The sequence below is a fragment of the Paenibacillus sp. FSL R5-0701 genome, assembly GCF_037973995.1.
Taxonomy (GTDB): Bacteria; Bacillota; Bacilli; order Paenibacillales; family Paenibacillaceae; genus Paenibacillus.
In genome coordinates this window covers 1,800,822-1,824,179 of record NZ_CP150230.1, presented here as the reverse complement: position 1 = coordinate 1,824,179, position 23,358 = coordinate 1,800,822, and the positions used below count along the sequence as shown (strand labels likewise).

The window sequence follows — 23,358 nt, the reverse complement described above, 5'->3', positions numbered from 1 at the left end:
ATAAGCTTATGAATCTTTCTTTCTCCACAACGTGGCCCAGAGAAAAGGTACACCAAAACATAGTTCATGCTGCTCCATCGTCTTCATCGCACGGAACTCCACACATTCAAAGCCATCTTCCAGCATGTAGCGAAGCTTCTCCTCCGTGAATGCAAGACCACCTCGCATCGACTTCTCTTGATACACCTGCCAATCATTCATAACGACCTCAGGCCCACCAATATCGCCATAACCAGGAGCAAAACAAGTCATTCCAAAGTATCCTCCAGGCCGGAGTGCATTGTGGATCATCTCTATGTAGGGAATACGCTGATGTGGCAACAGATGGTGCAGACAACCCGAGTCGTAGACAAGATCATATTCTTGCTCTGGGGACAATTCGAATACAGATCGACATTCAAAATGCACGTCCAATTGCTCTTCTACCGCCCTCTCCTTAGCCCAGGCAATAGCTGTCTCCGAAAGGTCATAAGCATCTACCTGATATCCTTGGCGTGTTAAATACAACGCATTTCTGCCCGGGCCACACCCCAGTTCCAGTGCCTTGCCACCGCTTAGGACACCTGCGTTCACATGTGCTACCAGATTCTCATCCGGTTTGTTTGGGAAAAAGGGGATGGGTCTGTTCCGATCCTCATAGAAAGGTTCCCAAAACTGCTTGGCAAATCTGAAGTCCGCATCGAGCATATCATATAGATCCTGTACACTTTTAATTGTCTTTTCCACAACCACATTCCTCCTTAACTGCTCCATCCAAACCTTCATTTCCGACTATTCATTCCTCGTCATTTTCAATAAATCAGCCATACTCTATTATAACATTTTTACCCAGTAGTTCTCTATTTTCCTTGCTTTTTCCCACTCCAAAAAATAAGCTTTTTCCCAACAAAAAAACGACCGACATGGGTGTCGATCGCTTACAATTGTAGCAGTTTTGAGTTGTAATTTACTTCGCCCGTTCCAAGACTGCAAAGTAATTTCCTTCATTATCAGCAAAGTTGAAAACTCGCCCGGTTGGCATCTCTACGATCTCTCCGACCGTTACATGTTTACTAGCCAAGTCGGCATATAACTGATCCAGATTATCGGTGAAGAACATTAACGAAGGTGTGCCCAGATTTACACCCGCCGACATCCGTTCAACGAACTCTTTGTCATGGAGAATAATACTCGTCTGCGAGTCTGGGGTAGGCGCAATCTCAATCCATCTCATGCCCTCGTCAAGGTTTACTTCATCCACAATGTGGAATCCTGCAACTTCCGTCCAAAAAGCCAGTGATTCATCTTGATTGTTGACATACAACATAACCTGGCCGACTTTGCTAAACATGGATCAATCACTCCTCTGCTCATCTAATCTCTCAACATCCTGCTTATCATTCTTCAAATTCCAATAGAGTATAACATGCAGGACCGCTTTTTTATCATCTTTCTTTGCAAGTACTAACTACACATTAGACTTATTGCGTGGCTTTTAGCTTCTTCGTAAGATAAAGTACAACATCGTCGTCCATAATCGTTTCTTCACCCGGCTGAATGTAATGATCATGTTTGTGTACACCGTGACCGTCTGGTATGTACCCGCGATGGACATATAGAACTTGCGCTTTGCCATAATCGGAAAACACACCTACACCAATGCCTGCTACATCCGTTCGTTCCAGAATAACTTCCTCTGCTCGGTCCATCAACCGTGAACCAATACCTTGGCGCTGGAACTTCATCAACACATTAAAATCGTTAATTTCGGGAATACCTTGTTCCCTGAAAGACGGGTAGCTGGAATACCACAATACATTCACGTATCCGGCAAATTCTCCATTCAACTCGGCTACCAAGGTTACGCGTTCCCCATTCTGTTGTTCAGCCAAGTAATGAGTATACTGCTCAGCGAATCTCCCCCAACCCTGCTCCTGAAACGCCTTTGATATGATTACAGGATCGCTCTCATTTAATAGTCTGATATGTACACTCATTGATAATTTCTCCTCAACAAGATATTTTTTCTAGCTATATTCCCAGCCGATCCCGAAGCGATGTGATGTGAGCAACATGATGTTTGCCATGCCAAGCATACATGCCCAGATTGTAATCCAGTCTTGTCGTTTCTTTCGATGAGGGATGATAAAATTGTTTGGCATAATCTGCATCTGTCAACGCGTTTAACAGAAACACCCAACGACGATGGAGGGCATCCAAAATCTGAAGCGAGAATTCAACATCTAGGTCTCTTGAATCACTCAGTTCAGCCCAGCGCTCTTCATAATAAGGTCGAATCGTAGGTGTATCCTCTGTCAGTGCCAACTTGAAACGTATCATACTGTTCATATGGCTATCTGCCATGTGGTGAATGACCTGTTTGAGCATCCATCCACCTTCTCGATACGGCAGACTTAATTGCTCTTCACTTAGTCCCTTTACCGCTTCTCGTGCGCGTTCAGGCAACTCAGCAATGTCCCGAATCCACTGTTCTCTCTGCGTGGGCGTAACTTCGCCCGTGTGTACAAATGGTCCTAATGGAAATCTTTCATCCATCCATCATTCCTCCTTGTTTGTATGATTCAAAATAACTTTAAACAGAATCTACAGGGTATATTCCATAAGCCAACAATCTCGCATCTGTCCTTCATGCTGCTCATGTTTCTCCAACAGCTTAATCTTTTGGAAACCACATTTCTCATAACAGGATATCGCTCGCAAGTTCCAGGATTGAGGGTCCATAACCACTTTACGGGCTTGCTTTGCATTAATCAGATAAGCCAGCATGGACTGCATCAACCGTGTACCAATGCCTTTATTCCAGTAGTCTGCCTCACCAATAAACTGATCCGTTCCATAGATGATCTCATCCGTGTCTCCATAACCATACTCCGTTCGTTCTTCTTCCTCAAGCTTATAGAACTGAATGTATCCAATCGGATGTCCTCCATATTCAACGATACAACGAGTAGCATCATCTTTCTGATTGTAGTAATGCTCTCTCACCTGTTCCAGATCATGCGGCCGATCACGCCCTTCATAGTATTGAAGAACTTTCGGATCTGACAGCCATTTCACCAAATGGTGTTCATCTTCTGTTTCCAAGAAACGTACGGTGATTTCATTCGATTCATATACATTCATCATTCGGTTTACTCCTTATTGATCTCCAGATTCTCACCCGTAACCCAACTCAGATCCTTCCCTAACAAATGCTCGTTGTGAACATAATACACCATGGGATTCTCAAGCGGTTGAGTCGTTCCATCCGAAGATCTGAGCGTTAACCGCAACTTGTAGCTCCCTATCTCATCAGGTATCGCAAATCCTATCAGATTATCAGCTGATTTCATGGTTTTCCCCTGCGCCTTCAGATACTTTTCCAGAATGACTTGATCAAGATAGGAGCTGCCGACAGACGAAGGCATGTACCACGCATCATCTTGTTCTTCAGTGAATGTGACCCCTTCCCATCCAGGGACAACAGGATACACCATATGTCGATCCCTGTCTTCTCTTTTTCGCGTTATCTCTAACTCTACCTCAACTGCGTCCGTATCAATCTGCCTGATTGTGCCTTCCATCACAACATCCTGTGCACTCACACTTGGAATAACATAGCTGTATATGAGCAGAGTCACCAAGAGGATTATCGTTATTCCCGTAATCCAAAATATTGTACTTTTACGCATCTGTCTGATCCTCCCGTCTGGTTAATCATACTACTGGAGTAGCTCCTTCTCTGTTAAAGATTGAGTTAACCTATCCAACTCAGGGGATGCCGTCCAATCACAGGAGGTATTCAATCCATGCTTGATGGTATGTATCGCGCTATGTGCAGACATGTATATATTATGGTGGATTCCAGGTTGGACAATGATGTGCTCTCCTGCACGCATCACTCGAATCGAAAACATCTGATCGTCTCTATAACTGGCATACGCAATCCATCCGGTTTGCACCACATAAAACTCCATTAAGTTGATATGTACATGACTGTTTTGCCATGCTCCGTGGGAAGAGGCAACGGTTCTGCAATAATAACTGCCATCTTCTGCTATCATTTTATATTTTTGTTCCCCGTTCGCCATCTGTTCGAAGCTGGTTTTGACACCCGTTTCACCATATTTCTGTTCTGAAAATTCTGTGTTCAATCCGCTTCACCTCCTGACAAAAAATCCCTTTATTTAAACATTCGACATAGGTACGTCGATTCTCCTGTTTGGATATGTGATATATCTTTGCTAAAATATGAAACGCTTCTCTTCCAGCTTCCGTATTAAGGTCGAAGCCGTATGTATCCCATATAATAAACCATCTGATCTGGAGGTTGAGCGCATGTCATTTTTCAAGAAAATGTTAGCCAGTGTAGGTGTTGGAGCAGCCAAAGTGAATACAGAATTGCATACACCAGAGGTCACGCCTGGAGGAATCATCTCGGGGGTTGTGTACATTGAAGGTGGAGAAGTGGAACAGAACGTAGATCGAATCTATCTTTCAATCAAAACCCATTACATACGGGAGCGCGATGATCGTAAAGTAAAAGAAACAGCCGTTATAGCCAAATATTTGCTCACCGAAGGTTTCACATTACAGCCTGGAGCCAAATTGGAGAAAGACTTCTCATTTGACTTACCAGAAAACCTGCCTATTACGCTACATCGTGCAGAGGTGTGGGTAGAAACGGGCCTTGATATTTCAAGCGCTGTAGACCCCTCAGACCGGGACAGATTGCATGTTGTTCCTAGCAAAGACATGAACACCGTGCTCGATGCAATTGATATCCTTGGTTTCAAGCTCCGTGAAGTGACCAATGACTATGCACCAAAGCTGGGCGGTAATCTGCCATTTGTGCAAGAGTTTGAATTTGTACCAACAAACAAATTCCGTGGGCATCTGGATGAGCTGGAAGTCATGTTCTATCCGATGGGCGATTCGCTGGAGCTGTTATTACAGATCGATCGCCGCGCTCGTGGGCTCAGTGGAATGTTCTCCGAAGCCATGGGCACGGATGAAAGTTTTGTCCGCCTGCATCTGTATGAACGACATCTGGCGCGAGGGGCGCATTCTGTCGCTCAAGGACTGGAAGAAATCATTTCCAAACATATCTGATTGTCATCTGTACCAACAGCACTTTGGCACACCCGTGTCGAAGTGCTGTTTTTTTGTACTACGATAACTCGATCTCAATTATGTATAGAAACTTTTGTACAGGAGTTAATGGGTATATTAGATATAAAAGGAGGGAATATGATTGTCTACACAACCCAACAATTCTCAGATGAACGAAGATCGAATCATTGTCATCGGTGCAGGGCTCGCAGGTTTGAGTTGTGCCTTTGAACTTGTAGAACATGGAAAGTCTGTACTGGTCCTCGAAGCTGCCCCCTATGTAGGCGGACGCACAGGGAACTGGAATGAGCGGGGAATGGAGGTGGAGTCCGGGTTCCACAAATTCATTGGATATTACAAAGCACTGCCAGATCTGCTTGAACGTGCTGGCATTGACCTTGATGATATGTTGGTATGGGAAACCACGATGGAAGTCCGTCACCCAAATGTCGATGAGCATGGTGAATTTGGACTTGACGTTATTCATGCTCCCCTCAAAACACTATCAGGTGTGCTGGGAAACAATAATTTCATCACGCCAGCCGACAAGGCTTCACTTATTCCTTTTTTAGCTGCTGGCTTCAAGGAGTGTGTATCCAGCCCTGAGGAACTCGATTCAATATCGGTGCTTGATTTTGCGAATCAGCATGGGGTAAGCGAACAGGCTCTGCAACGAATCGTTGAACCGTTATCTTCAGGCATTTTTTTCATGCCACTTGATAAATATTCTGCGTATGCCTTCTTTGGCCTGTTCCTGCCGGGTATTCCTCGGATTCATAAAATGCGAATTGGTGCCTTTACTGGCGGCATGACGGATGTCATGTGTGCGCCTCTGGCTGCTACCATCACGCAAAAAGGAGGACAAGTACGAATCAACGCCCCAGTAATCCGACTACTCTATGATTCGGAGGGTCTGAAGGGTGTTGAACTGGAAAATGGTGAACAGCTCTCCGCTACACGTGTTGTTGTAGCTACCAATATCCGACGTTCCCAACAATTACTTGAAGAGCACTTCAGTGAACATGAATGGTTTCAGCCCTTTTTGAGTCTGGATGCCATGCCACACGTTACAGCACAGTTCGAATTAGAGCTGCCGCTCCTGCCCGAGGACCGTACAACCTTTGGGCCAGGCACCGACATCGGTTCATTTGGGGAGCAATCCCGAACAACGTTTCGCGGGCGGCCTGGCAGAGCTTCAATCATTCTGGTTAATCCCGACGAACTCATTGATCTGCCTGATGAGGAAGTATGGGAGCGTACCAAACAAGGGTTGGTCGATATCGGACTGGCCGAAGGTGTGTCTTCCGTAACGGATTACCGGATTGTTCGGGGGAATGAGAATTTTTATCGGATCTCACCAGGCAATGAGCCCAAGCGACCCGAACAAGTGACTCCAATTCAAGGGTTATACCTCGCTGGGGATTATACTAAACAGCCCATGTTCACCACAATGGAAGGTGCTGTGATATCTGGTCAGAAGGCTGCGGCCGGCATTCTTAATATATGAGGATAACGAAAAGCAGCCCTATTATCAGTGAACTGACAATAAGGGCTCTTTTTAGTGTATAAAGAAATATGTGTTACGAGATTACTATCGACTAGGGGCGCTGCTTCCGCTGCTGGAATTGTGAGCGGATAACATAATAAGCAGTTCCAAACAGGATAACTGCGCCTATGCCAACGATTATCATGGAAGAATCCCACCGAACAATAGTTCCAAAAGCAACCTTGGATTGCAGTGGGGTACCCGAAGAAGCGGTGTTTGTCAGATCAGGTACGTAATTCATGGTCATGATCATGCCTTGAACGACATTCCAAGCTGCAAAACCAATGATGAATAACAGGGTAACCAGAACGGATTCCATCGCTAATCGTTTGTTCATACTTGTCATTTATCTCCTTTTCCCGATTCAATTAGACAAGATGTGCTGCATTTCCTGTTTTAAACGATCTTTATTTTCATCCACATATTGATACAGAAAGTCGAAGCTTTCTTCGTTATCCGATTGCATGCTCAAATTCGCGGCTTCCAGTTCAATCTGCTGCAATACCTCATGAATCTGTTCCCCGTGTGTTTGCAGGCTTGTCGTGATATCGTCTTCAGACAGGCCATTCACATTATCTCGTAATTGCCCGTGCGTTACGCCGCTTTCGGACAACATCTGCTCTATTTTCTTCAGGATCACGACATCTGCATCATTGCCGATCCGCTCCATCGCTGCTATTGTCTCACCGAGATACTGTCCGCTGATATTCTCAAGGAAACCGGTCATCCCGTTCATGGACAGCTCGGTATCCAGATCAATGATTAGAATGATATCTTGCAATACTTGCGGAAGTTCCGGCCCACTTTCTCGAATCGTCGAAAATTCAGCCCGATACAGGTCCATGGCAACACTCCCCACCACTTCTTCACCCGACATCTCTTCAAGCTGATCGAGTGATAACAACTCCTGCAACTCTTCTTGTAACTTATTCATCTTTCTCTGCCTCCTGTATCTCTCTGTCTAAATAGTTTGAACGTGTTTTTTACACTGGACCACTGCGCGGTCAGAATAAACTTCCGATCGCTGTTATCCCCAGATTTTTTCAATCCCTTTATTAAAGGGTAAAATCCGGTGATAAAGGCGAACGCTCCGCTTCTTCAGTTTTTTTCTGCCCTCTCCGTTTCGTGTAAATTTCAAGTTCAACTACGCCGACACGTTATTACATCATAGCAGAATACGCTATATAAGTTGAACTTATGGAAGTTACATGTTCGTGCAGAAGTCATTTTACAGGGAATATCGTCAAGTTAACGTGCACTTGACCTCTGGAAAATGTTCCGCTGTTATGATCTTGGCATCACGAGTCTTGGGAGGGGTAATGATGCGCCTGGCCTTGTTCACAGACACCTATCTTCCGGAAACCAATGGTGTTGCTGGCACGCTCCACCGCTTGAGTAACCATCTGAACCGCAGAAGAATTGAACATCTGCTGTTTACTCCGAACTCCGTCATTGAAGGAAGCCATGAGACTCAAGTTCGATCGGTTGCCAACATCCCTTTTTTTCTGTATCCCGAATGCCGCATTGCTCTACCCAACAGAGCAAACACACACAAACAGCTACAAGCCTTTCAGCCCGATCTGCTGCATATCGCTACGCCTATTAATATGGGGCTGCTTGGCCTGAGGTATGCACTCAAACACCATCTTCCGCATGTTGTCTCCTACCATACCCACTTTGATCGTTATCTCGAATACTACCGGTTAAAAAGTATGATTCCGCTCTACTGGAAATATATCCAATGGTTCCACCGCGCCTGTGATGCAACACTGACTCCATCGCAGGAAACATTAAACACCCTGCAAGCCCAGGGCATTCAACGTCTGAAACTTTGGTCTCGCGGGATTGATTGCAACCTGTACTTCCCTGATAAACGCAGCTCGGATATCCGTGAACGATACCACATCACCGCTCCCCTTATTCTACTCTACGTTGGACGCATTGCCCCGGAAAAAGATATCGCTACGCTCACGACTACCATGCAGCAGCTGCCCCAGGAAATGCAGTCCCGTGTACACTGGATTATCGTTGGCGACGGCCCATCTCTCCCAAAAATGCGTCTGCAATCCCCATCCAATGTCACCTTTACAGGATATATGCATGGCGAAGAACTTGCTGTTATGTATGCTTCGGCAGATCTGTTTGTGTTTCCTTCCTCTACGGAGACATTTGGCAATGTGGTACTGGAAGCGATGGCTTCCGGACTCCCTGTGGTGGCGGCCAATGCCGGAGGTGTAAAGGATCTGATATCCCACCACCGTAACGGTGTATTATTCGAGCCAGGTCAGGCTGATGCACTGATTCGGGAGATATGTCTCTGGGGAAATCACGTGAACCAATTGAGGATAATGGGACTGGAAGGCAGAAAGCTGGCTGAGCAGCGGTCGTGGGAGCATATTTTTGATACACTAATCGGGGATTATGAGGAGGCTATCGAACATCGGAACAGACGAACGAAAGATCGAATTATTACAGCGTAGTCGGACGAAATCAGCTTCTTCCAACAACCCATAATAACCGCCTCTGCCCTCTGTTAAGTTAAACTGGTTCGCCCCGTTCAGGCCGACCGTAGCAGCATTTGCACGCTACTACAGTCGGCCTGAAACATGTTTCCAATACACTTCATAACAAAACCTACATCTTGGAATGGGTTGAGCTGTTACACGGTATGTAGACACATAGAGCCTCATTTATTGGAATTATTTAAAATATTTCGAATGATTGTATATGACAGATTGTCAAACCAAGTGCGACAGTTCCTCTGTGAAAGATTCGTGAGCGGTTCTCCAACCCAAGCATTTTCGTGGTCTGTGGTTTATTAGATCTAGTGAACTGGCAAGATCTTCATCCTCGACTTGAGCGAGATCGGTGCCTTTCGGGAAAAACTCTCGAAGCAATCCATTCGCATTCTCATTGGAACCGCGTTGCCAAGACGAATATGGATCAGCAAAATAAACGTGCAGGTCATGGCTTGTTTCCAGATTGGCATAGCATGTTATGAACAAACACTCTAAAAAGCGACCTATTGTAAATCATCACCATAAGATATCATTATTTTAGCCCGGTATCGGTTAGTATTAATCCACATTTACAGGCTCGATCACTTCGAATAAAAATGGATTACCATTTAAATATTCTCTTATGTATGCTTGGGCATACTTTTGTTCATCGATTAAACTGGTTGTTTCTCTTGGATCAGAGGCGTGATGGCAGCAGTTCTCGATCATGAACATGACAAAAAAACATTCCAGATCCCGAATATAGTCGGTTTCCAACTTCCTAATACTCTCATAACCTTGGATAAGCATCCATCGATGCTTTGGCCAAAGCTCCAATATGGTGCCTGCCATATCGTAGAGATAATATCCGTACCCACATCTTCCAAAATCAATCGGATAGGGTTGATTATCCTCAAAAACCATATTACCGGTATGTAAATCAGCATGAATGAGCCCATAGTTATGTTCACTTGGATGCATCGTGGTAAGTTGGGATACAACCTTCTCAGCTGCATCTTGATACAGCTTCCATCCCTCTTCGGATAAAAAACGCTCATAGTAACGTTCCAACTTAGCCATTTCACGTTTAAAACTTTCTACTCCCCAAGTAGGTCTTACAAAATCAGAAGGTGGATTGAAATCCTTTGCTGCTTCATGGAGCCTGCTCATCAATACACCTATATTATATGCTTGACTATCTGTAAATTCACCTACAACTTTTTCACCCTCTATCCATCGCATCATTGTTATATAAGGGCGCCTATATCCTGTCTCTGTTTCGATGTCCAATACATAAATACTATCACAATTTGCCATCCCTTCTGGTACTTTTAGATCTTTCGATTTGTTCAGTGCTTGTAACAGTAGGAGTTCCGAACGAATTTCCTCTCTGCTTAATCGGTCCGAATGAATGCGAAGTAAATAATTGTTATCTGTACTGGTTTCAATTTTATACGTGATCGTATCGCCGGATAGTTGAATAAACTGGATGTTATCCCATTCTACGTCATACTTTCGAATTGCAGATAAAGCGACTTTCCTTGCTCTGATTAATAACGCCCGCCGTTCTTCATCAGTATCAAATCTAAAAAATTCATTCATTTGTTATCCCCCTGCAATTTTTATGAAGTAAATTAACTACTTCTCTTATATGTTATTATAACGATAGTAAAAGCTTGGAAATATGTAATAAACAATTTAATTTAAACTATACTTACGACAGATTATCAAACCAAGTGCGACAGTTCCTCTGTGAAAGATTCGTGAGCGGTTCTCCAACCCAAGCATTTTCGTGGTCTGTGGTTTATTAGATCTAGTGAACTGGCAAGATCTTCATCCTCGACTTGAGCGAGATCGGTGCCTTTCGGGAAAAACTCTCGAAGCAATCCATTCGCATTCTCATTGGAACCGCGTTGCCAAGACGAATATGGATCAGCAAAATAAACGTGCAGGTCATGGCTTGTTTCCAGATTGGCATAGCATGCAAACTCCTTTCCCCGGTCAGCCGTGGCTGTGAGGAAAGTGCCTGTGGGATACTGTGAGATGGCTACACCAAGCGCAATTTCCATAGACAGAGCAGTGCGATCAGGCATGAGAATGGCGGTATATAGACGGGTTTTGCGTTCAATGAGCGTGGCTATGCATCCTTTACTTTTCCCACGACTAGATACGACGGTATCCAGTTCCCAGTGCCCAAACGTTTCACGAGAACGAACCTCTTGGGGACGATCCGAAATGGATCTGCCAATGGCAAATTTACCGCGAGTTTCTGCGGGTTTCTGACGCTTTCCTTTGTGCCGAAGAACCTGTAACGTGCCTTGAACCAGTCGACCTGCGTAGATCCAGCGATAGATCGTTTTGAAGGATACTGCTTGCAAGCCTTCGGTACGGAAGCGTTGATTGATCTGTTCCGGAGACCACGTTGCCTTCAGTTTTTCCTCCAGTGAAGCAGCTAAGGTGCTTGACCATTTACCTGAAGAAACAGAGGATTGACGACGCTTCTCATAAGCGTTCTGAGCGTGTTCTGCCTGATAGGGATACGATGAATTAGCACGATCTAGTTCGCGGCAAGTCGTGGACGAATGTCTCCCCAGTTCTTTTGCAATAGCTCTTGAGCTTTTGCCTTGTCTGTGGAGGATTTCTAGCTTGCTGCGTTCGATTATGCTAAGATGTGAATAACTCATGGACTGATTCTCCTTGTGTGAATGCTGGTGTGGTAACTTTCATTCTACACGAATCAGGCTGTGAGCCATTTTTTTATTTCAGTAGGGTGTCGCACTTCATATTACAATCCGTCATATAGAAAAAAGACATGACTCCTTAAATAAACTGTACCCTATGTAAAGGACATTTCTAAAAAAAACTATATGGCTTCAAGAAGATGATCTCTGTATTGTACAGGGGTCATCCTTTTTAGGTTCCACTGGTATCTATAGTGATTATAGTAGGTCATATAGGCTTTAACTTCACGTTTGACTTCGTCTAACGTGGCATAGCTCTTTAAGGAAGTTTCATCCTTAAAATGACCAAAAAACGACTCCTGCGGTGCGTTATCCCAACAATTTCCTCGTCTTGACATGGATTGTCCAAGCCCCATCCGTTTCACTTTCTTCTGAAAATCCGGATGAGTGTAATGCGTACCTTGATCGGAATGAATGAAGGCATTACGACTCTTCTTGAATTTGCGATTTTTCTGTAAGTGAAGCAACGTGTTTGTCGCCAGATCCATCGTCATTCGCTCCGACACATGATAAGCCAAAATTTCATTGGTGGAACTATCCTTAATGGTGGACAGATAGGCGCGTTTCCCTTGGCCGTAACTTAAGTATGTAATATCTGTTAGAAGTACTTTGCCCGGGATGCCTTGTTTGAAGTTGCGTTGTAACAGGTTAGGCATGGTTCGATGTTCATGGGTTGCCTTCATCATTCGTTTGTAGGGATTAGCTCGTCGATGAGGGCATACAATATCGTATTTTTTCATGATTCTTCGGATGCGCTTGAGATTCCAAATGATCTGAAATTGTCCTTGCAGCGTCATCTTAATGGAACGAGCGCCCTTGTTACGTTTCTTAAACTGGAAGGCTTGACGAATGTACACACCTATTTCCTCATCAACCTGTTCCTTCTTCGTGCGTCTGTGAATGGCTGAAGTGCTCCAGTATCGGTAATATCCGCTTTTGGAGACCCCAGCAGTCTCACACAGAACACTTACCATTCGCTGAAGATGGTATTTCTCAATCACGGTTCGGATTAACCTGTATCGAAGGCTAGGCGTTAGTTTTACTCGTGGTTCCACCCCCGTTCGGCCAGGCGAATCTTTTTTAAGAGTTCATTCTCTGCTTGGAGCAGGTGAATCTGCGCTTCGAGTTTCGCGTTCTTTTCTGCCAAGGTTAACTCTCGTTTTAGAGACTCTCCTGAATGTTTGCCTCGTGTATCTTGTAAGCCTATAGCCCCTTGCTCGTTGTAACTGGCTCTCCATCGGTCGGCTGCGGCTTTGACCCGAGTCATTCCAATGATCTGAACGTCAAATCCACAAGTCTCAAAGATCTCTCTAGGCAGCCTTTCTTGCTGATTTAATGTAATAAAGAGTTGTTTGAACTCGTCCGTATAAGTGATTCCCTTGGTCGAAACAGACTTCACATAGGGATTTGTAGCAAGTTGCTCTAGTTCGCTTGTTGTAAATGTTTTCTTACTCATTAATCGTTCTCCGTCCTTGTCTCGTACATGGTATATAACAAAAATACCCCATAGAGAGACTTTTTTAAAGTATCTACTCTATAGGGTACAGTTTATAAACTGATTCATGCCTTTTATTGCATACGATCTATGTGTTGAATTTACTGAACGGGACTTTGATATCTACAAATCCTTTAGCGTAGGGTGCAACCTCATAAGGGTGGAATCGGATGACAATCCCTTTATCATATAAAAAGAATTCAGATGTTTGATCAAGCTGAGAATCATAAATATTTTCTTCAAAAATAGAAACTCCTGCATTATACATGGCTAATAGACTGTTTGAGATTGATTTCTCTACCTTCTTCATCTGAGTATCGTCTTTGACATACTCGCTTAGCTTCAGTTCTTTCCCCGTTCTTAAGTCATAGTTATATGACCTTGTCGCATCCATTCCATGTGCTCCCCCAGCGTACATATGATCTTCATACACCACAGATATCTTTTCTTTTGCATTGTATTTTACACTGGCCATGGTAGTGAAGGAATAATTCTTGTTTAATTTCTTGTCTTCTTTGTCCAGGCTAGCTGCCTTGACTGCGTGGAGTTTAAATGTCTTGTTCAGCATATCCGTCACAGATTTCTTTCCACCTGTAAGATGTATGTATTGCTGTCCTTTGTAATACTGGATCTTCGTTTTCACTGTAATCGTGCTTGCTGCCTCTACATGATTAATCGGAAGAATTATAGCAATCAGTACAATGAGCATAAGGTAATTTATCCATCTGAATTTTTTTATTCCAGTTCTATATTCCCACATTATCAACAAACCCCTTTGGCTCAAATGATATCGTTTCTTGCATTCTGTTCCATATTACCTGTGGAGTACCCTTTAGGTCTGCTCCGTTCTGGACGTTGCCAATCCAGATTTGTTCGTTTCCCGGATGCTGTAAATAGTGCCTGAGCGTCGCTTTAACCAGAATAGACGCATGCAAATCCAGCACCTCATCCAGCGGTATCCAGAACAACTCCCCTTCATCCGAGGGTACAAACCGTCGATGACTCGTCTCTCCGAAATATACAAACTGCTGCCAAATCTCACCACCGTTAACCTCTAACAGAATATATCGAAGCCGAAAGTGTTCGACATCCGCTTGCTTGAATCCGGTCTCTTCTTCAATCTCCCGATAGCTGGCGGTCATGGGCGTGTTCAGTTCCCCTTGTTCCAAATGTCCGCCAATGCCACCCCAGAATTCAAAATCAAACAATCTGCTACCCGCCTTCTTCATCATCAGCATGTCTGAGCCATTGCTCAAAAATGCTGTAGCCATCTGTCTAATCTCCATATGTACCTCGCTTTCCAAACTGTAATTATAGGAATCTACTTGTCTATATAAACTGAACTAAAGAATATTTACACTAGACACTCCGATGACAGAACAACCTTCCGATCACTGTTATCCCCAGATTTTTTTGATTCCTTTCCTAAAGGGTAAATCCGGGGATAAAGGCGAGGTTTATGCTTCTTCAGGTTCTTTCTGTCCTCTCCGTTTGGTGTAAATGTTATATTCAATTTATATAACCGTTTCTAAAGTAATTCCTTTAGCTCACTTAGATGCTCAATCGTATGTAAAGGACCAGTCGTAATGGTGTCCTGCCATGGCTGGTTAACCTTCATCCAGATCGTACTCATGCCAACGCTTGCCGCTCCTTGAATATCGTTCACCGGATGATCGCCAATGTAGATGCACTGCTCGGGAGTAAGACCGAAATGATCGAGTGCAAGCTGAAAGATCCGAGGATCGGGCTTTTTGACTCCAGCCTCTTCTGAAACAATAATATGGTCGTAATCCTCCCGGATACCGAGTTGATCGATTTTCCCATACTGAATATCGGTCTGCCCATTGGTAATTAACCCGGTACGATATTTCCCTCTGAGATGCTGAACAACTTCTCGCGCCTGTTCCATCAGAACTGAACTTCGCACATACTCTCTGCCATAGAACTCCATCAGTTCTGCATGTGGCGGATGCTCTGCCCAAGGTAGTTCATGTAGTAACTCGTTAAAAAGAAGGGGTTTGTCCTTATAACCATCTTGGTCGAGTTCAATAATCCGCTTGCTGATATCTTCGGTTGATTCTAGATGACCAAAATAAGTCTTAATCAAGCTCTGCGTGAATACGTCAAAGGTCATCGTTCTGTTCAGGATTGTATTGTCCAAATCAAAAATAACCGCTTTAATATGATCCATCGCTTCTTTCCCCCAGTCCAATAATGAGAAGCCGTGCTTATTTTTTCTTTTTGTGATAATGATAACCCGTGCATAGACCCTTTTGCTTGGATTTGGCTGAACAGTTATGTCCACCGTTCTTATCCAGTCTGCCTGGATGAGCATAAGCGGAAGAGGATACACCCACAAGCACGACAAGAGACAGGATTACAATAACAACCTTTTTCATAAGTTACCCTTCGATAAACACCCTATGCTTTAGGGCTTAATACGTGCTATATCATTCTACATGAAAATCCACAATTGGGATATCCTTCATCTTTTTTTATCCGTACATTCTCATAAAATCTTAAATTGCTTCAACGCATGGGTGACTCCGTCTTCACTTGCCCGCAGGGTAACATAATCGGCGCTTTGTTTAATTCGTTCTCCGCCATTTCCCATCGCAATTCCGATTCGCGCATACAGTAGCAGATCCACATCATTCTCCCCATCGCCAAAGGCCATCGTCTCATCTCTGGTTATCTTCAGATAGTCGAGAACTTTCCCTGCAGCTGTAGATTTGCTGACTTCGCTCGCTTCCAGCACATTCACTACATACGGATGGAATCTCACGAATCGTATGGAAGGAAATCTGGATTGAAATTTCTCCGTCTCTGCCTCATCCGCATATAAGCAGATGCAGTATACGTCCTGTTCCAACGTGCTGACTTTCTGTGGGGAATCCGCCAGTCCAAGCGTATCTCTCAATGCATCAGCAACACGACCATCTGCTGTACACAACCCGTTCATCTCGAAGGACTCGGTAAAATATGAAATACTACGCCCTTGCAATTCGGCAAACTCGCTAAATTCTCTAACCATCTGTGCAGAAAGAACTGACTTATGTATCACTTCATCACCTGCTTTGATCAATGCTCCGTTGGCCGAAATGATTATATCGATTCCGAGACTCCGGAATTCTTCACATAAATTAAGGGGTCTACCTGTGACGAGTACGACTTGAATGCCATTACGAATCAAGTCCTTGATCGACTCTGCTGTATGAGGTGATAAACTCCGATCCACTTCGCTCAGCAATGTACCGTCCACATCAAAGAACACAGCTTTAATCAATATATTCTTCCTCCTCTTTCTTCAAGTAAAAAGAGCAAGTACAGAATAACCTGATGCGGTCTTCCTGCACTTGCTCTTACGTTTAACGGGTCTGAACATCTTTGGTACGTCCCATGTACCATGATTGAAATGATTCCGCCGTATCCAAGGGGATGTCATGTGCGCGATGATGCAGAACAGGTTTGGCGCGGTTTACCGTATGAATGGACGCAACACCGAACCAACGCTGTAACACATTACGGGTGATCTGCACTTCGATGACTTTCTCACGTTTGGAGATGAAGAGGGTTGACGTGAGCGCGCCGCGCCGAAGTTGAATGAAATTCTGATTCAGAGTGTATCTGGTATGAAAAAAGTCCATCACTCTGCATGTTGCAATCCATACTAACAGAATCGCCGAAATCATCCACCAGGCATGCTTCTGTCCTAACACGAATGGTTTGAAATACCACAGTAAACCCATGATAATGATCCATCCCCAACTTGGTTTGAGCAGGCGCAACCATAATGATATTCTCGGAAGTTTTTCCATCTCCTGTGTGACCCGATAGGATGGTAGAATCTCCTCTATCATGGTATAGGCTTGCTTCACAGGCAAGAATGGATAGAGCGAGTTCACCTCATGATCAGATTCTCCCAAACTACCTGCAGTAGTCAATTCTACTTCGGCTAATCCAAGCAGCCTTTTCATCCGAGACTGTGTAATTTTCACGGCTTGGACTCGCTCTTTCAGGATTGAAAATGACGTTTGCTCCATCATGCCTTTCGTAATATAGATCCGCTTGGCATCCGAGGTAATCTGGAAGTTTCCATATTTCACAAACGTTCTGACAATGCCCAGAGCAATAGATATGATCAATAAAACTACAATCATCAAACCGGCAATCCACCAGGAATCGAGCCAGGTTAATAATAGACTTTCCGTTACTTCTTCATCTGGGAAGAAGTCCTTCACCCACGAATAGAGCGTAGCCAGGACCGGAATCAGTACGAGAAAACTAAGCGACGTAAAGGATGCTTTCAATATGTCCCTGCGAGTGGAATGATAATGAACAACCCGTTCCTGTTTTTCTTTGGCAGGTAGTGACATGACTTCATCCGTTACAACAGGTTCAGATTGCTCCTCTCCCTCTTCGATGGACTCATCTACATCTATCGTAACATGTTCCTCTGCTTCTTCAGCCATGTGACCTGCTACAATTTTCTCCAGCTGTTCCGCTCCGGAAAGTGAAACAACGTGTAACTGAAAGGTAGCATCTTCTCCCTTAATTCCGGTCTCGAATCGAATTGACGTCACCCGGAACAAACGATGAAACAGCGCCGTATGACGATTCACATTCTGGACCTTGGTATAAGGTATCGTTCTTCGAGTACGGTTGAACACACCACTATAGATATGAAAGGCTGTATCATCTGCTGTGTAACGCGAGGTGAACCACTTCAAGATAATCGAAATAATACTGATGGATATCCCGATGTAAAAGGCGATTCTTCCATAGAAAACCCATTGGGACTCTGAGCCCTGACGGAAAATAAACAAAAACAGGATGATTGCAAACGAATTTTTCACCAGTTTCCACAAACTCCACAGCATGGTTAATGGATGATGTCGCTTCATATCGATCATTCATCCACCTCATTAATCCGCGCATAGGACGCAATCTGATGACGGAGTGCAAGCGCTACTTCCTCTGGCAATGCCGGGATGTCATGCGATGAACCCATCGTGCCCACCGATACGGAATAGAGTCCATATTTTCGCATCAAAGGTCCCTGATTCGTTGTAACCGATTGCACCTTCGCCATGGGGATGATCTGATGTACTTTGGTTAGCGCCCCATGCTTCAGTTGCAGGAACTCCTCATTCACATCATAGTACCAATGCTTGTATAACCATGAAGGCTGGATGAAGATATCCCACACCGCATAAGGCACAGATATGGCCGTAACGCCCCACAAAATCCAACCAATCCATGTCTTCCATCCATAGATGGAGTCGAGGATTAACAGTACGGCAAGTATCAGAAAGCCTATCACATTCCATATGATGGCGCTAATTCTCCACAAGTTTACCGCATGAGGGGAGAGCCGTTGCTCGGGTGTATTCCACTGGATTGACATATGTTCACTCCTTTTTTCCTCGGGTACATATTAACACACATAATACACTCTACGAACAATCGTCCACGATCGATGCAGAAAGATTCCGTTAGTTAGTAAAAGAGATGACCCCTGTGTGGTACAGGTCGTCATCTCTATTGTTTATTTTACTATAAAATCGTGTACTTCACACAGCCAAACCATATGGTCAGTTCCTTCGCCCCAGTAGTTCTTCGCCAAGACATAGGGTTCACCGAATTTGCGTTGCCACTTCTTCTGTGCGATTCGATAGCCGCTATCCAGGCAGAATTGCTGGATGCCCAGCCGCTGCAGTTCAGTAACCAGTGCGAGAATGAGCGCCGAACCAATCCCCTGACCTTGAACCTCGGGCAAAACGTACAGGCTGCCCAGTTCTCCGATATCGTTCAGCCGGTGATCTGTACATTCTCGTATCTCCTCACCACAAGGTCCATACGAGATTGTGCCTACAATAAGATCTCCCATTTTGGCCACGAGGAAAAATACCCTTCCTTCCTTGTTGTGATCTGACTGCAATGCAGTGTGAATCAATGCTTTCTTATGCGCTATTTCATTCTGGATATCATCCAAAAGCGAGCCAATGCCCTCCTGTTCGAATGCCACAGGGATGGTTGTCTCGAACACCTGATACGCTCCCTCAGCATCCGATTGTGTCAAAGGTTCAATGATAATTTTGTCATCCACAGGTTCTTCTCCATTCCATATACCTTCTTAATCTGTACGTCGCTGGATCAATCTTCTTAATTGGTTCGAATCCTCAAGAGATATGCTATATCCCGTTGAGGTGTCTTCCTGGTTTACTAACAGACCTTGCATCTCGGAGTCCATTCCTAATGAAAAATCGTACCGCGTTACCGAGCCATCCGCATTCGTTATACTCATCTTGTACTGTGTGCCATAATTCAGATTGCCCGGCAAACGCTCTGCCTTATGTATGGCCTCCATCATGTACCGTATCTCGTCAGATCGATCAAACATAACATCTTGGCATGGTTCAAAAGTGAAGTCTGGATTACAGGTTAAGGTGATCAGCACAGGAAGACCTTCTTCCGAATCCACTTCATTCGGTTGACTGCACCCTGTAATGAACGTAGCAATGACGAGTACCATCAAGAAACCTACATACTTCACCATACCACCTGCCTCCCTGACTTCGTAATGAATAGAGACGTAAAGTTTACAGCATCTAGTTACTCAACTGCACTATCTAACTATCCGTAGTCATATCCAGTTACGTAACTCCGGGTCCCATGAAGACAACAGAGCGATCAGTCGCTGTACGGTCTCTTCCACAAATACTTGAACCCTATCACCTGTAATAAACTCAGGAGTAATTCCCGGTTCTTCCCCATTCAGAAAAGAAGACGTATGGTTCCGCCAGCGAATAATCTCGTCAGCAGTTAAACGATCCGTCATGTCATAACCTGGTGAACTGTTGAGCACATGCCATACCTCTTCACTCCAACTTGAACCTTGATAAAGATTGAAATCGATCTGGTCCGTCTCCTGGTAATATAATCGCGCCAGTTCATCCTTCGATCTGCTAATGCCTCTATGTTGGTCTACCTTGTTGACCCGTTCGACGAATTCAGGATGCACACTTCGGAACCAGTAATAGTCTGTCAGCACATGCATAAAGTACCCACGCACAAACCACTTCCATCCTTCATCGATGAGTTGTTGCATATAGGATGAGTAGAGTTCCTGCAGTCGACCAACGTGATCTCCTTCATCCTTTGGGTTGAAATGGGTGTACTCCTTATCGTCTCTGGTTGTGCCTTCACGCATATGTATGGAATCCGGGGCGATATTCCCCAGATAGAATGAACCTCGATCAGTCTGCACTTGCAGAGAGTCTGCAATTCGATTAGCAATATTGAGATGAACCATAGGTAGCGGCATAGAGATGATCTCCTTTTATCGGGAATATTCTACTATACTTAGGAAAAAGTAATTAACCCTTGATTCTCTCCAATTGCATCCGGTCAAACAGCTGCTCCAGATCCGTATGGTACTCCGGCTGTTCCTGTGCGAGCAGACTAATATATTCCGACCCACACTCATAGAATACCAGACGATTAAACGGAGCTGTATCTCCAAAATGATTGCTTTCCTGTCCAAATTTTCCACGAATCAGATTCTCAACATACCTTGCGAAACCTTCGTTCCATTCCAGCCAGCTCCAGTACTCGGCTTGTTCTTCATTTAATGAACCGAACAGTGCCTTTCTAGCTGTTTGCACTTCCGTTAGGTCCTTACTCTTCAACGCAGACAACAATGAGTTAATCCGCTCCACAACGATTTCATCTTCATACGGAAACTCATAATCCAGTTCCCATGTTACACGCTTCAGTTGGTCCATTTTATGCTTAATCTGGAGACGGTTCACGATCCGTTCATCATATTTCTCATATACATAACAATGAACATATTCGTGGAATAGATAGACTTTCTGCTCCAGATCTTTAAAAGCTGCATCCGTTACAATCGCGCACATTCGTCCATCCATATGATGCACAGGCATCGCAGCAAGGCATTCATCTGGAATATATAAATCATCTGGAACCGTCTTCACCCACTCATATTGTTGTGTTTTGGACGAATAATCATAGATATATAATAAAGCCTCATAGGCTACAACCACTGGATAATGTTCTGCAAATAAAGGATGTATGCTGACCAAATCTTTCTGAAGCTCGTTTAACTCGTTAATTTGCTCTAAAAAAGCTTCCATGTTATTAACCCTCTCTTTACTGGGATGATGCGTTAATCATACTAGAACAGGAAAGATAAAACACTGAGAGAAAAATGATAATTCTGTTCGAGTATGAGATGGTGAACGTTAGAATCGCTCTCCGCGTTTCTCATACAGGTAGATATCCAGTGCCTGAATCCCACGTTGAGCTAACTTAATAAACAGGATCAGCGCATACACACCCAGTCCATAAAATCATTACTCCCTATTCTAGCATATTTTTCCTTAGTTAACTTTTCTGGTAGATGTAAGGATGATTTAGCGTGCTTATCAGTTAAAAATAAAAAAATCTTCCACACCCGTGCGAGAAGGTGGAAGATTTATAATCCGGTATACAGTTTCCTAAGTTCGTTCACCACTGACTATATGCCAATGTTGATGCTTCGAGTCTTGATAGTTACCCAGGTTCGTCACAATCTTGGATGCTCCTGTCTGAGCTAACAAGTCAGAAGCTACTTTTTTAATGACCTGCATCATTTCTAAGAGTAGCTCATCATTATTCTCTTCTTCTTCTGAAATGAAGGACTGAATATGAATCTTGGGAATCACAACAATGTGATGCTTGTAGTATGGCCGAGTGTGATGGTAAGCCATAACGTTATTTGTTTCCATGACAACTTTGACTTGCGTTTTACCACTCAGCACCTCATCACAATAAAAGTCCTCCGTCATAACATCCCTCCTCTTACTAGTTAGTTCTGATATACCCTGCCTTCTTCAACACATATTCCGTAAACGGATTGATCTCAGGGATCGGCTGATTCAGATCAAAATATCGGAGTTCCAGCCCTTCATCATCCATAATGGTTGGGCTGCCCTTGATGCCTGCAGCTTCATAAACAGCCATGACGTTGTAAACTTCATCACCATGTGGATACTGATAGTACATGTCCTCACCAGAAAAGACGCTAATGAGTTTGTACGATTCCGCTCTCAGTCCGGCTTCCTCATACAATTCCCGCGCAGCTACTTCCTCCAACGACTCCCCGGGTTCCATTGATCCCCCAAGTGTCCCCCAATCCAAGCTATCTGTACGTTTTTGCAGCAGCAGGTGACCTTCCTCATTGAACACGAGTACACATGAGCCCGCCATAATTAGAGGACGCGGGCCCACCATTTTTCTTAGCTCCATGATATATCCCATACATGCTTCTCCCCCATCTTCATATTGCATACGTTAAAACGTATCCTTTATGATTTGGTCAAGATTCCCTGGTCCACAGATTTCTGAATAAGTTGCTGCGCATACTCCCACAATGTTTCGGAACCGTTCGCAATCTCACGGTTTCTGTTTAATACCTGATCACTTGTAATGTTATATTTCTGCCACGTATCTCCCTCATTCTGATGATTGTGGATTAGAGGCTGCAACCGGTCGAGAGATGAAGCAAATTGTGCTTCAGGCGTCTGCTTTAATTCAAACTCCAACCATAATTGGAGTAGCTCTTCAGCCTGTTCCTTAGGCAACATACCAAACAGCCGATGAGCCGCTTTGAGTTCACGATCATATTTATCCGTTTGTCCCACCGTATCGTAAGCGAATGTATCTCCGGTATCAATCTCGACCAGATCATGAACGAGAAGCATCTTAATGACTTTGAGGATATCCACATCCTTGTTGGCGTGACTCTGCAGAACCAAAGCCATCATCGCCAGATGCCAGGAATGCTCCGCATCATTTTCAAGTCTATCCCCATGGATGATTCTTGTTCTCCGTTCAATCGTTTTTAGTTTATCAATTTCAATGAGAAAGTGAATCTGATCCTGTAATGAGTCGTTCAACAGTATATCCTCCTTCATATTCGAT

General features: G+C 44.2%; 29 protein-coding genes and 1 pseudogene. 3 read left to right on the top strand and 27 right to left on the bottom strand.

Going from position 1 to position 23,358, the window contains the following annotated elements; genetic code table 11:
* Positions 1–6: 6 nt before the first annotated feature.
* From MKZ13_RS08595 to MKZ13_RS08565, 7 genes are all read right to left on the bottom strand, one after another.
* The gene (locus tag MKZ13_RS08595; RefSeq protein WP_339183344.1) at positions 7–753 is read right to left on the bottom strand and encodes a class I SAM-dependent methyltransferase; all 747 of its coding nucleotides are present in this window, start codon (positions 751–753) and stop codon (positions 7–9) included.
* 193 nt (positions 754–946) lie between these two features.
* Positions 947–1,330, bottom strand: a complete 384-nt coding sequence (locus tag MKZ13_RS08590; RefSeq protein WP_339183342.1) for a VOC family protein — start codon at positions 1,328–1,330, stop codon at positions 947–949.
* Positions 1,331–1,460: 130 nt separating this feature from the next.
* Entirely contained in the window at positions 1,461–1,976 is a 516-nt protein-coding gene (locus MKZ13_RS08585; protein WP_339183341.1) for a GNAT family N-acetyltransferase, read from the bottom strand.
* A gap of 34 nt (positions 1,977–2,010) precedes the next feature.
* Positions 2,011–2,535, bottom strand: a complete 525-nt coding sequence (locus MKZ13_RS08580; protein WP_339183339.1) for a YfiT family bacillithiol transferase — start codon at positions 2,533–2,535, stop codon at positions 2,011–2,013.
* Between the two features lie 48 nt (positions 2,536–2,583).
* Positions 2,584–3,123: a GNAT family N-acetyltransferase gene (locus MKZ13_RS08575; protein WP_339185370.1), complete on the bottom strand. Its 540-nt coding sequence runs from the start codon at positions 3,121–3,123 to the stop codon at positions 2,584–2,586.
* Positions 3,124–3,131: 8 nt separating this feature from the next.
* Positions 3,132–3,671: a hypothetical protein gene (locus MKZ13_RS08570; protein WP_339183336.1), complete on the bottom strand. Its 540-nt coding sequence runs from the start codon at positions 3,669–3,671 to the stop codon at positions 3,132–3,134.
* Positions 3,672–3,701: 30 nt separating this feature from the next.
* On the bottom strand, positions 3,702–4,133 hold the full coding sequence (locus tag MKZ13_RS08565; protein ID WP_339183334.1) for a hypothetical protein: 432 nt from the start codon (positions 4,131–4,133) through the stop codon (positions 3,702–3,704).
* A gap of 184 nt (positions 4,134–4,317) precedes the next feature.
* Here MKZ13_RS08565 and MKZ13_RS08560 point away from each other — a divergent pair, with 184 nt between their 5' ends.
* Positions 4,318–5,091 (top strand): sporulation protein, encoded by a 774-nt coding sequence (locus MKZ13_RS08560; protein WP_339183332.1) that lies wholly within the window; start codon positions 4,318–4,320, stop codon positions 5,089–5,091.
* Positions 5,092–5,233: 142 nt separating this feature from the next.
* Positions 5,234–6,598 (top strand): FAD-dependent oxidoreductase, encoded by a 1,365-nt coding sequence (locus MKZ13_RS08555; protein ID WP_339183330.1) that lies wholly within the window; start codon positions 5,234–5,236, stop codon positions 6,596–6,598.
* 91 nt (positions 6,599–6,689) lie between these two features.
* Here the strand turns inward: MKZ13_RS08555 and MKZ13_RS08550 are convergent, their stop codons facing one another.
* Together MKZ13_RS08550 and MKZ13_RS08545 are read right to left on the bottom strand one after the other, a co-directional pair.
* Positions 6,690–6,974, bottom strand: a complete 285-nt coding sequence (locus MKZ13_RS08550; RefSeq protein ID WP_339183328.1) for a hypothetical protein — start codon at positions 6,972–6,974, stop codon at positions 6,690–6,692.
* A gap of 27 nt (positions 6,975–7,001) precedes the next feature.
* Positions 7,002–7,571, bottom strand: a complete 570-nt coding sequence (locus MKZ13_RS08545; protein WP_339183326.1) for a hypothetical protein — start codon at positions 7,569–7,571, stop codon at positions 7,002–7,004.
* A 385-nt stretch (positions 7,572–7,956) separates the two neighbouring features.
* On the opposite strand from MKZ13_RS08545, the gene MKZ13_RS08540 reads away from it, so the two are divergent.
* A complete protein-coding gene (locus MKZ13_RS08540; protein ID WP_339183324.1) occupies positions 7,957–9,117 on the top strand; it encodes a glycosyltransferase family 1 protein in 1,161 nt (386 codons plus the stop codon).
* Between the two features lie 258 nt (positions 9,118–9,375).
* Here the strand turns inward: MKZ13_RS08540 and MKZ13_RS08535 are convergent.
* The 18 genes and pseudogenes from MKZ13_RS08535 to MKZ13_RS08450 all read right to left on the bottom strand — a co-directional run.
* Positions 9,376–9,630: pseudogene (locus MKZ13_RS08535) on the bottom strand (IS30 family transposase); the annotation flags it as partial.
* 84 nt (positions 9,631–9,714) lie between these two features.
* Complete coding sequence (locus tag MKZ13_RS08530) at positions 9,715–10,737, bottom strand: phosphotransferase (RefSeq protein WP_339183322.1); 1,023 nt, start codon at positions 10,735–10,737, stop codon at positions 9,715–9,717.
* Positions 10,738–10,862: 125 nt separating this feature from the next.
* Positions 10,863–11,819 (bottom strand): IS30 family transposase, encoded by a 957-nt coding sequence (locus MKZ13_RS08525; protein ID WP_339183320.1) that lies wholly within the window; start codon positions 11,817–11,819, stop codon positions 10,863–10,865.
* A gap of 179 nt (positions 11,820–11,998) precedes the next feature.
* A protein-coding gene (locus MKZ13_RS08520; protein WP_339183318.1) for an IS3 family transposase occupies positions 11,999–13,332 on the bottom strand; the annotation gives its coding sequence in 2 pieces (ribosomal slippage) (positions 11,999–12,930 and positions 12,930–13,332; 1,335 coding nt in all).
* Positions 13,333–13,459: 127 nt separating this feature from the next.
* Positions 13,460–14,131: a DUF3298 domain-containing protein gene (locus MKZ13_RS08515; RefSeq protein ID WP_339183316.1), complete on the bottom strand. Its 672-nt coding sequence runs from the start codon at positions 14,129–14,131 to the stop codon at positions 13,460–13,462.
* Positions 14,118–14,642, bottom strand: a complete 525-nt coding sequence (locus tag MKZ13_RS08510; RefSeq protein ID WP_339183314.1) for an NUDIX hydrolase — start codon at positions 14,640–14,642, stop codon at positions 14,118–14,120. The genes MKZ13_RS08515 and MKZ13_RS08510 overlap by 14 nt, the downstream gene beginning before the upstream one ends.
* Positions 14,643–14,899: 257 nt before the next feature.
* The gene (locus tag MKZ13_RS08505; RefSeq protein WP_339183313.1) at positions 14,900–15,562 is read right to left on the bottom strand and encodes an HAD family hydrolase; all 663 of its coding nucleotides are present in this window, start codon (positions 15,560–15,562) and stop codon (positions 14,900–14,902) included.
* A gap of 37 nt (positions 15,563–15,599) precedes the next feature.
* Positions 15,600–15,770 carry a YHYH domain-containing protein gene (locus MKZ13_RS08500; protein WP_094030640.1) on the bottom strand — a complete coding sequence of 57 codons (171 nt, stop codon included), beginning with the start codon at positions 15,768–15,770 and terminating at the stop codon, positions 15,600–15,602.
* Between the two features lie 110 nt (positions 15,771–15,880).
* On the bottom strand, positions 15,881–16,657 hold the full coding sequence (locus MKZ13_RS08495; RefSeq protein WP_339183311.1) for a Cof-type HAD-IIB family hydrolase: 777 nt from the start codon (positions 16,655–16,657) through the stop codon (positions 15,881–15,883).
* A gap of 82 nt (positions 16,658–16,739) precedes the next feature.
* On the bottom strand, positions 16,740–18,275 hold the full coding sequence (locus tag MKZ13_RS08490) for a PH domain-containing protein (protein WP_339183308.1): 1,536 nt from the start codon (positions 18,273–18,275) through the stop codon (positions 16,740–16,742).
* Between the two features lie 5 nt (positions 18,276–18,280).
* The gene (locus MKZ13_RS08485; protein WP_339183306.1) at positions 18,281–18,778 is read right to left on the bottom strand and encodes a PH domain-containing protein; all 498 of its coding nucleotides are present in this window, start codon (positions 18,776–18,778) and stop codon (positions 18,281–18,283) included.
* Positions 18,779–18,919: 141 nt separating this feature from the next.
* A complete protein-coding gene (locus MKZ13_RS08480; RefSeq protein ID WP_339183302.1) occupies positions 18,920–19,480 on the bottom strand; it encodes a GNAT family N-acetyltransferase in 561 nt (186 codons plus the stop codon).
* A gap of 27 nt (positions 19,481–19,507) precedes the next feature.
* A complete protein-coding gene (locus tag MKZ13_RS08475; RefSeq protein ID WP_339183300.1) occupies positions 19,508–19,930 on the bottom strand; it encodes a hypothetical protein in 423 nt (140 codons plus the stop codon).
* A gap of 87 nt (positions 19,931–20,017) precedes the next feature.
* The gene (locus MKZ13_RS08470) at positions 20,018–20,698 is read right to left on the bottom strand and encodes a zinc dependent phospholipase C family protein (RefSeq protein WP_339183297.1); all 681 of its coding nucleotides are present in this window, start codon (positions 20,696–20,698) and stop codon (positions 20,018–20,020) included.
* Positions 20,699–20,750: 52 nt separating this feature from the next.
* Positions 20,751–21,530, bottom strand: a complete 780-nt coding sequence (locus tag MKZ13_RS08465; RefSeq protein WP_336760440.1) for a hypothetical protein — start codon at positions 21,528–21,530, stop codon at positions 20,751–20,753.
* 363 nt (positions 21,531–21,893) lie between these two features.
* Positions 21,894–22,223 carry an HIT domain-containing protein gene (locus MKZ13_RS08460; RefSeq protein WP_339183294.1) on the bottom strand — a complete coding sequence of 110 codons (330 nt, stop codon included), beginning with the start codon at positions 22,221–22,223 and terminating at the stop codon, positions 21,894–21,896.
* Between the two features lie 16 nt (positions 22,224–22,239).
* Positions 22,240–22,695, bottom strand: a complete 456-nt coding sequence (locus MKZ13_RS08455; protein WP_339183292.1) for an NUDIX hydrolase — start codon at positions 22,693–22,695, stop codon at positions 22,240–22,242.
* 47 nt (positions 22,696–22,742) lie between these two features.
* The gene (locus MKZ13_RS08450; RefSeq protein WP_339183290.1) at positions 22,743–23,333 is read right to left on the bottom strand and encodes an HD domain-containing protein; all 591 of its coding nucleotides are present in this window, start codon (positions 23,331–23,333) and stop codon (positions 22,743–22,745) included.
* Positions 23,334–23,358: the final 25 nt, after the last annotated feature.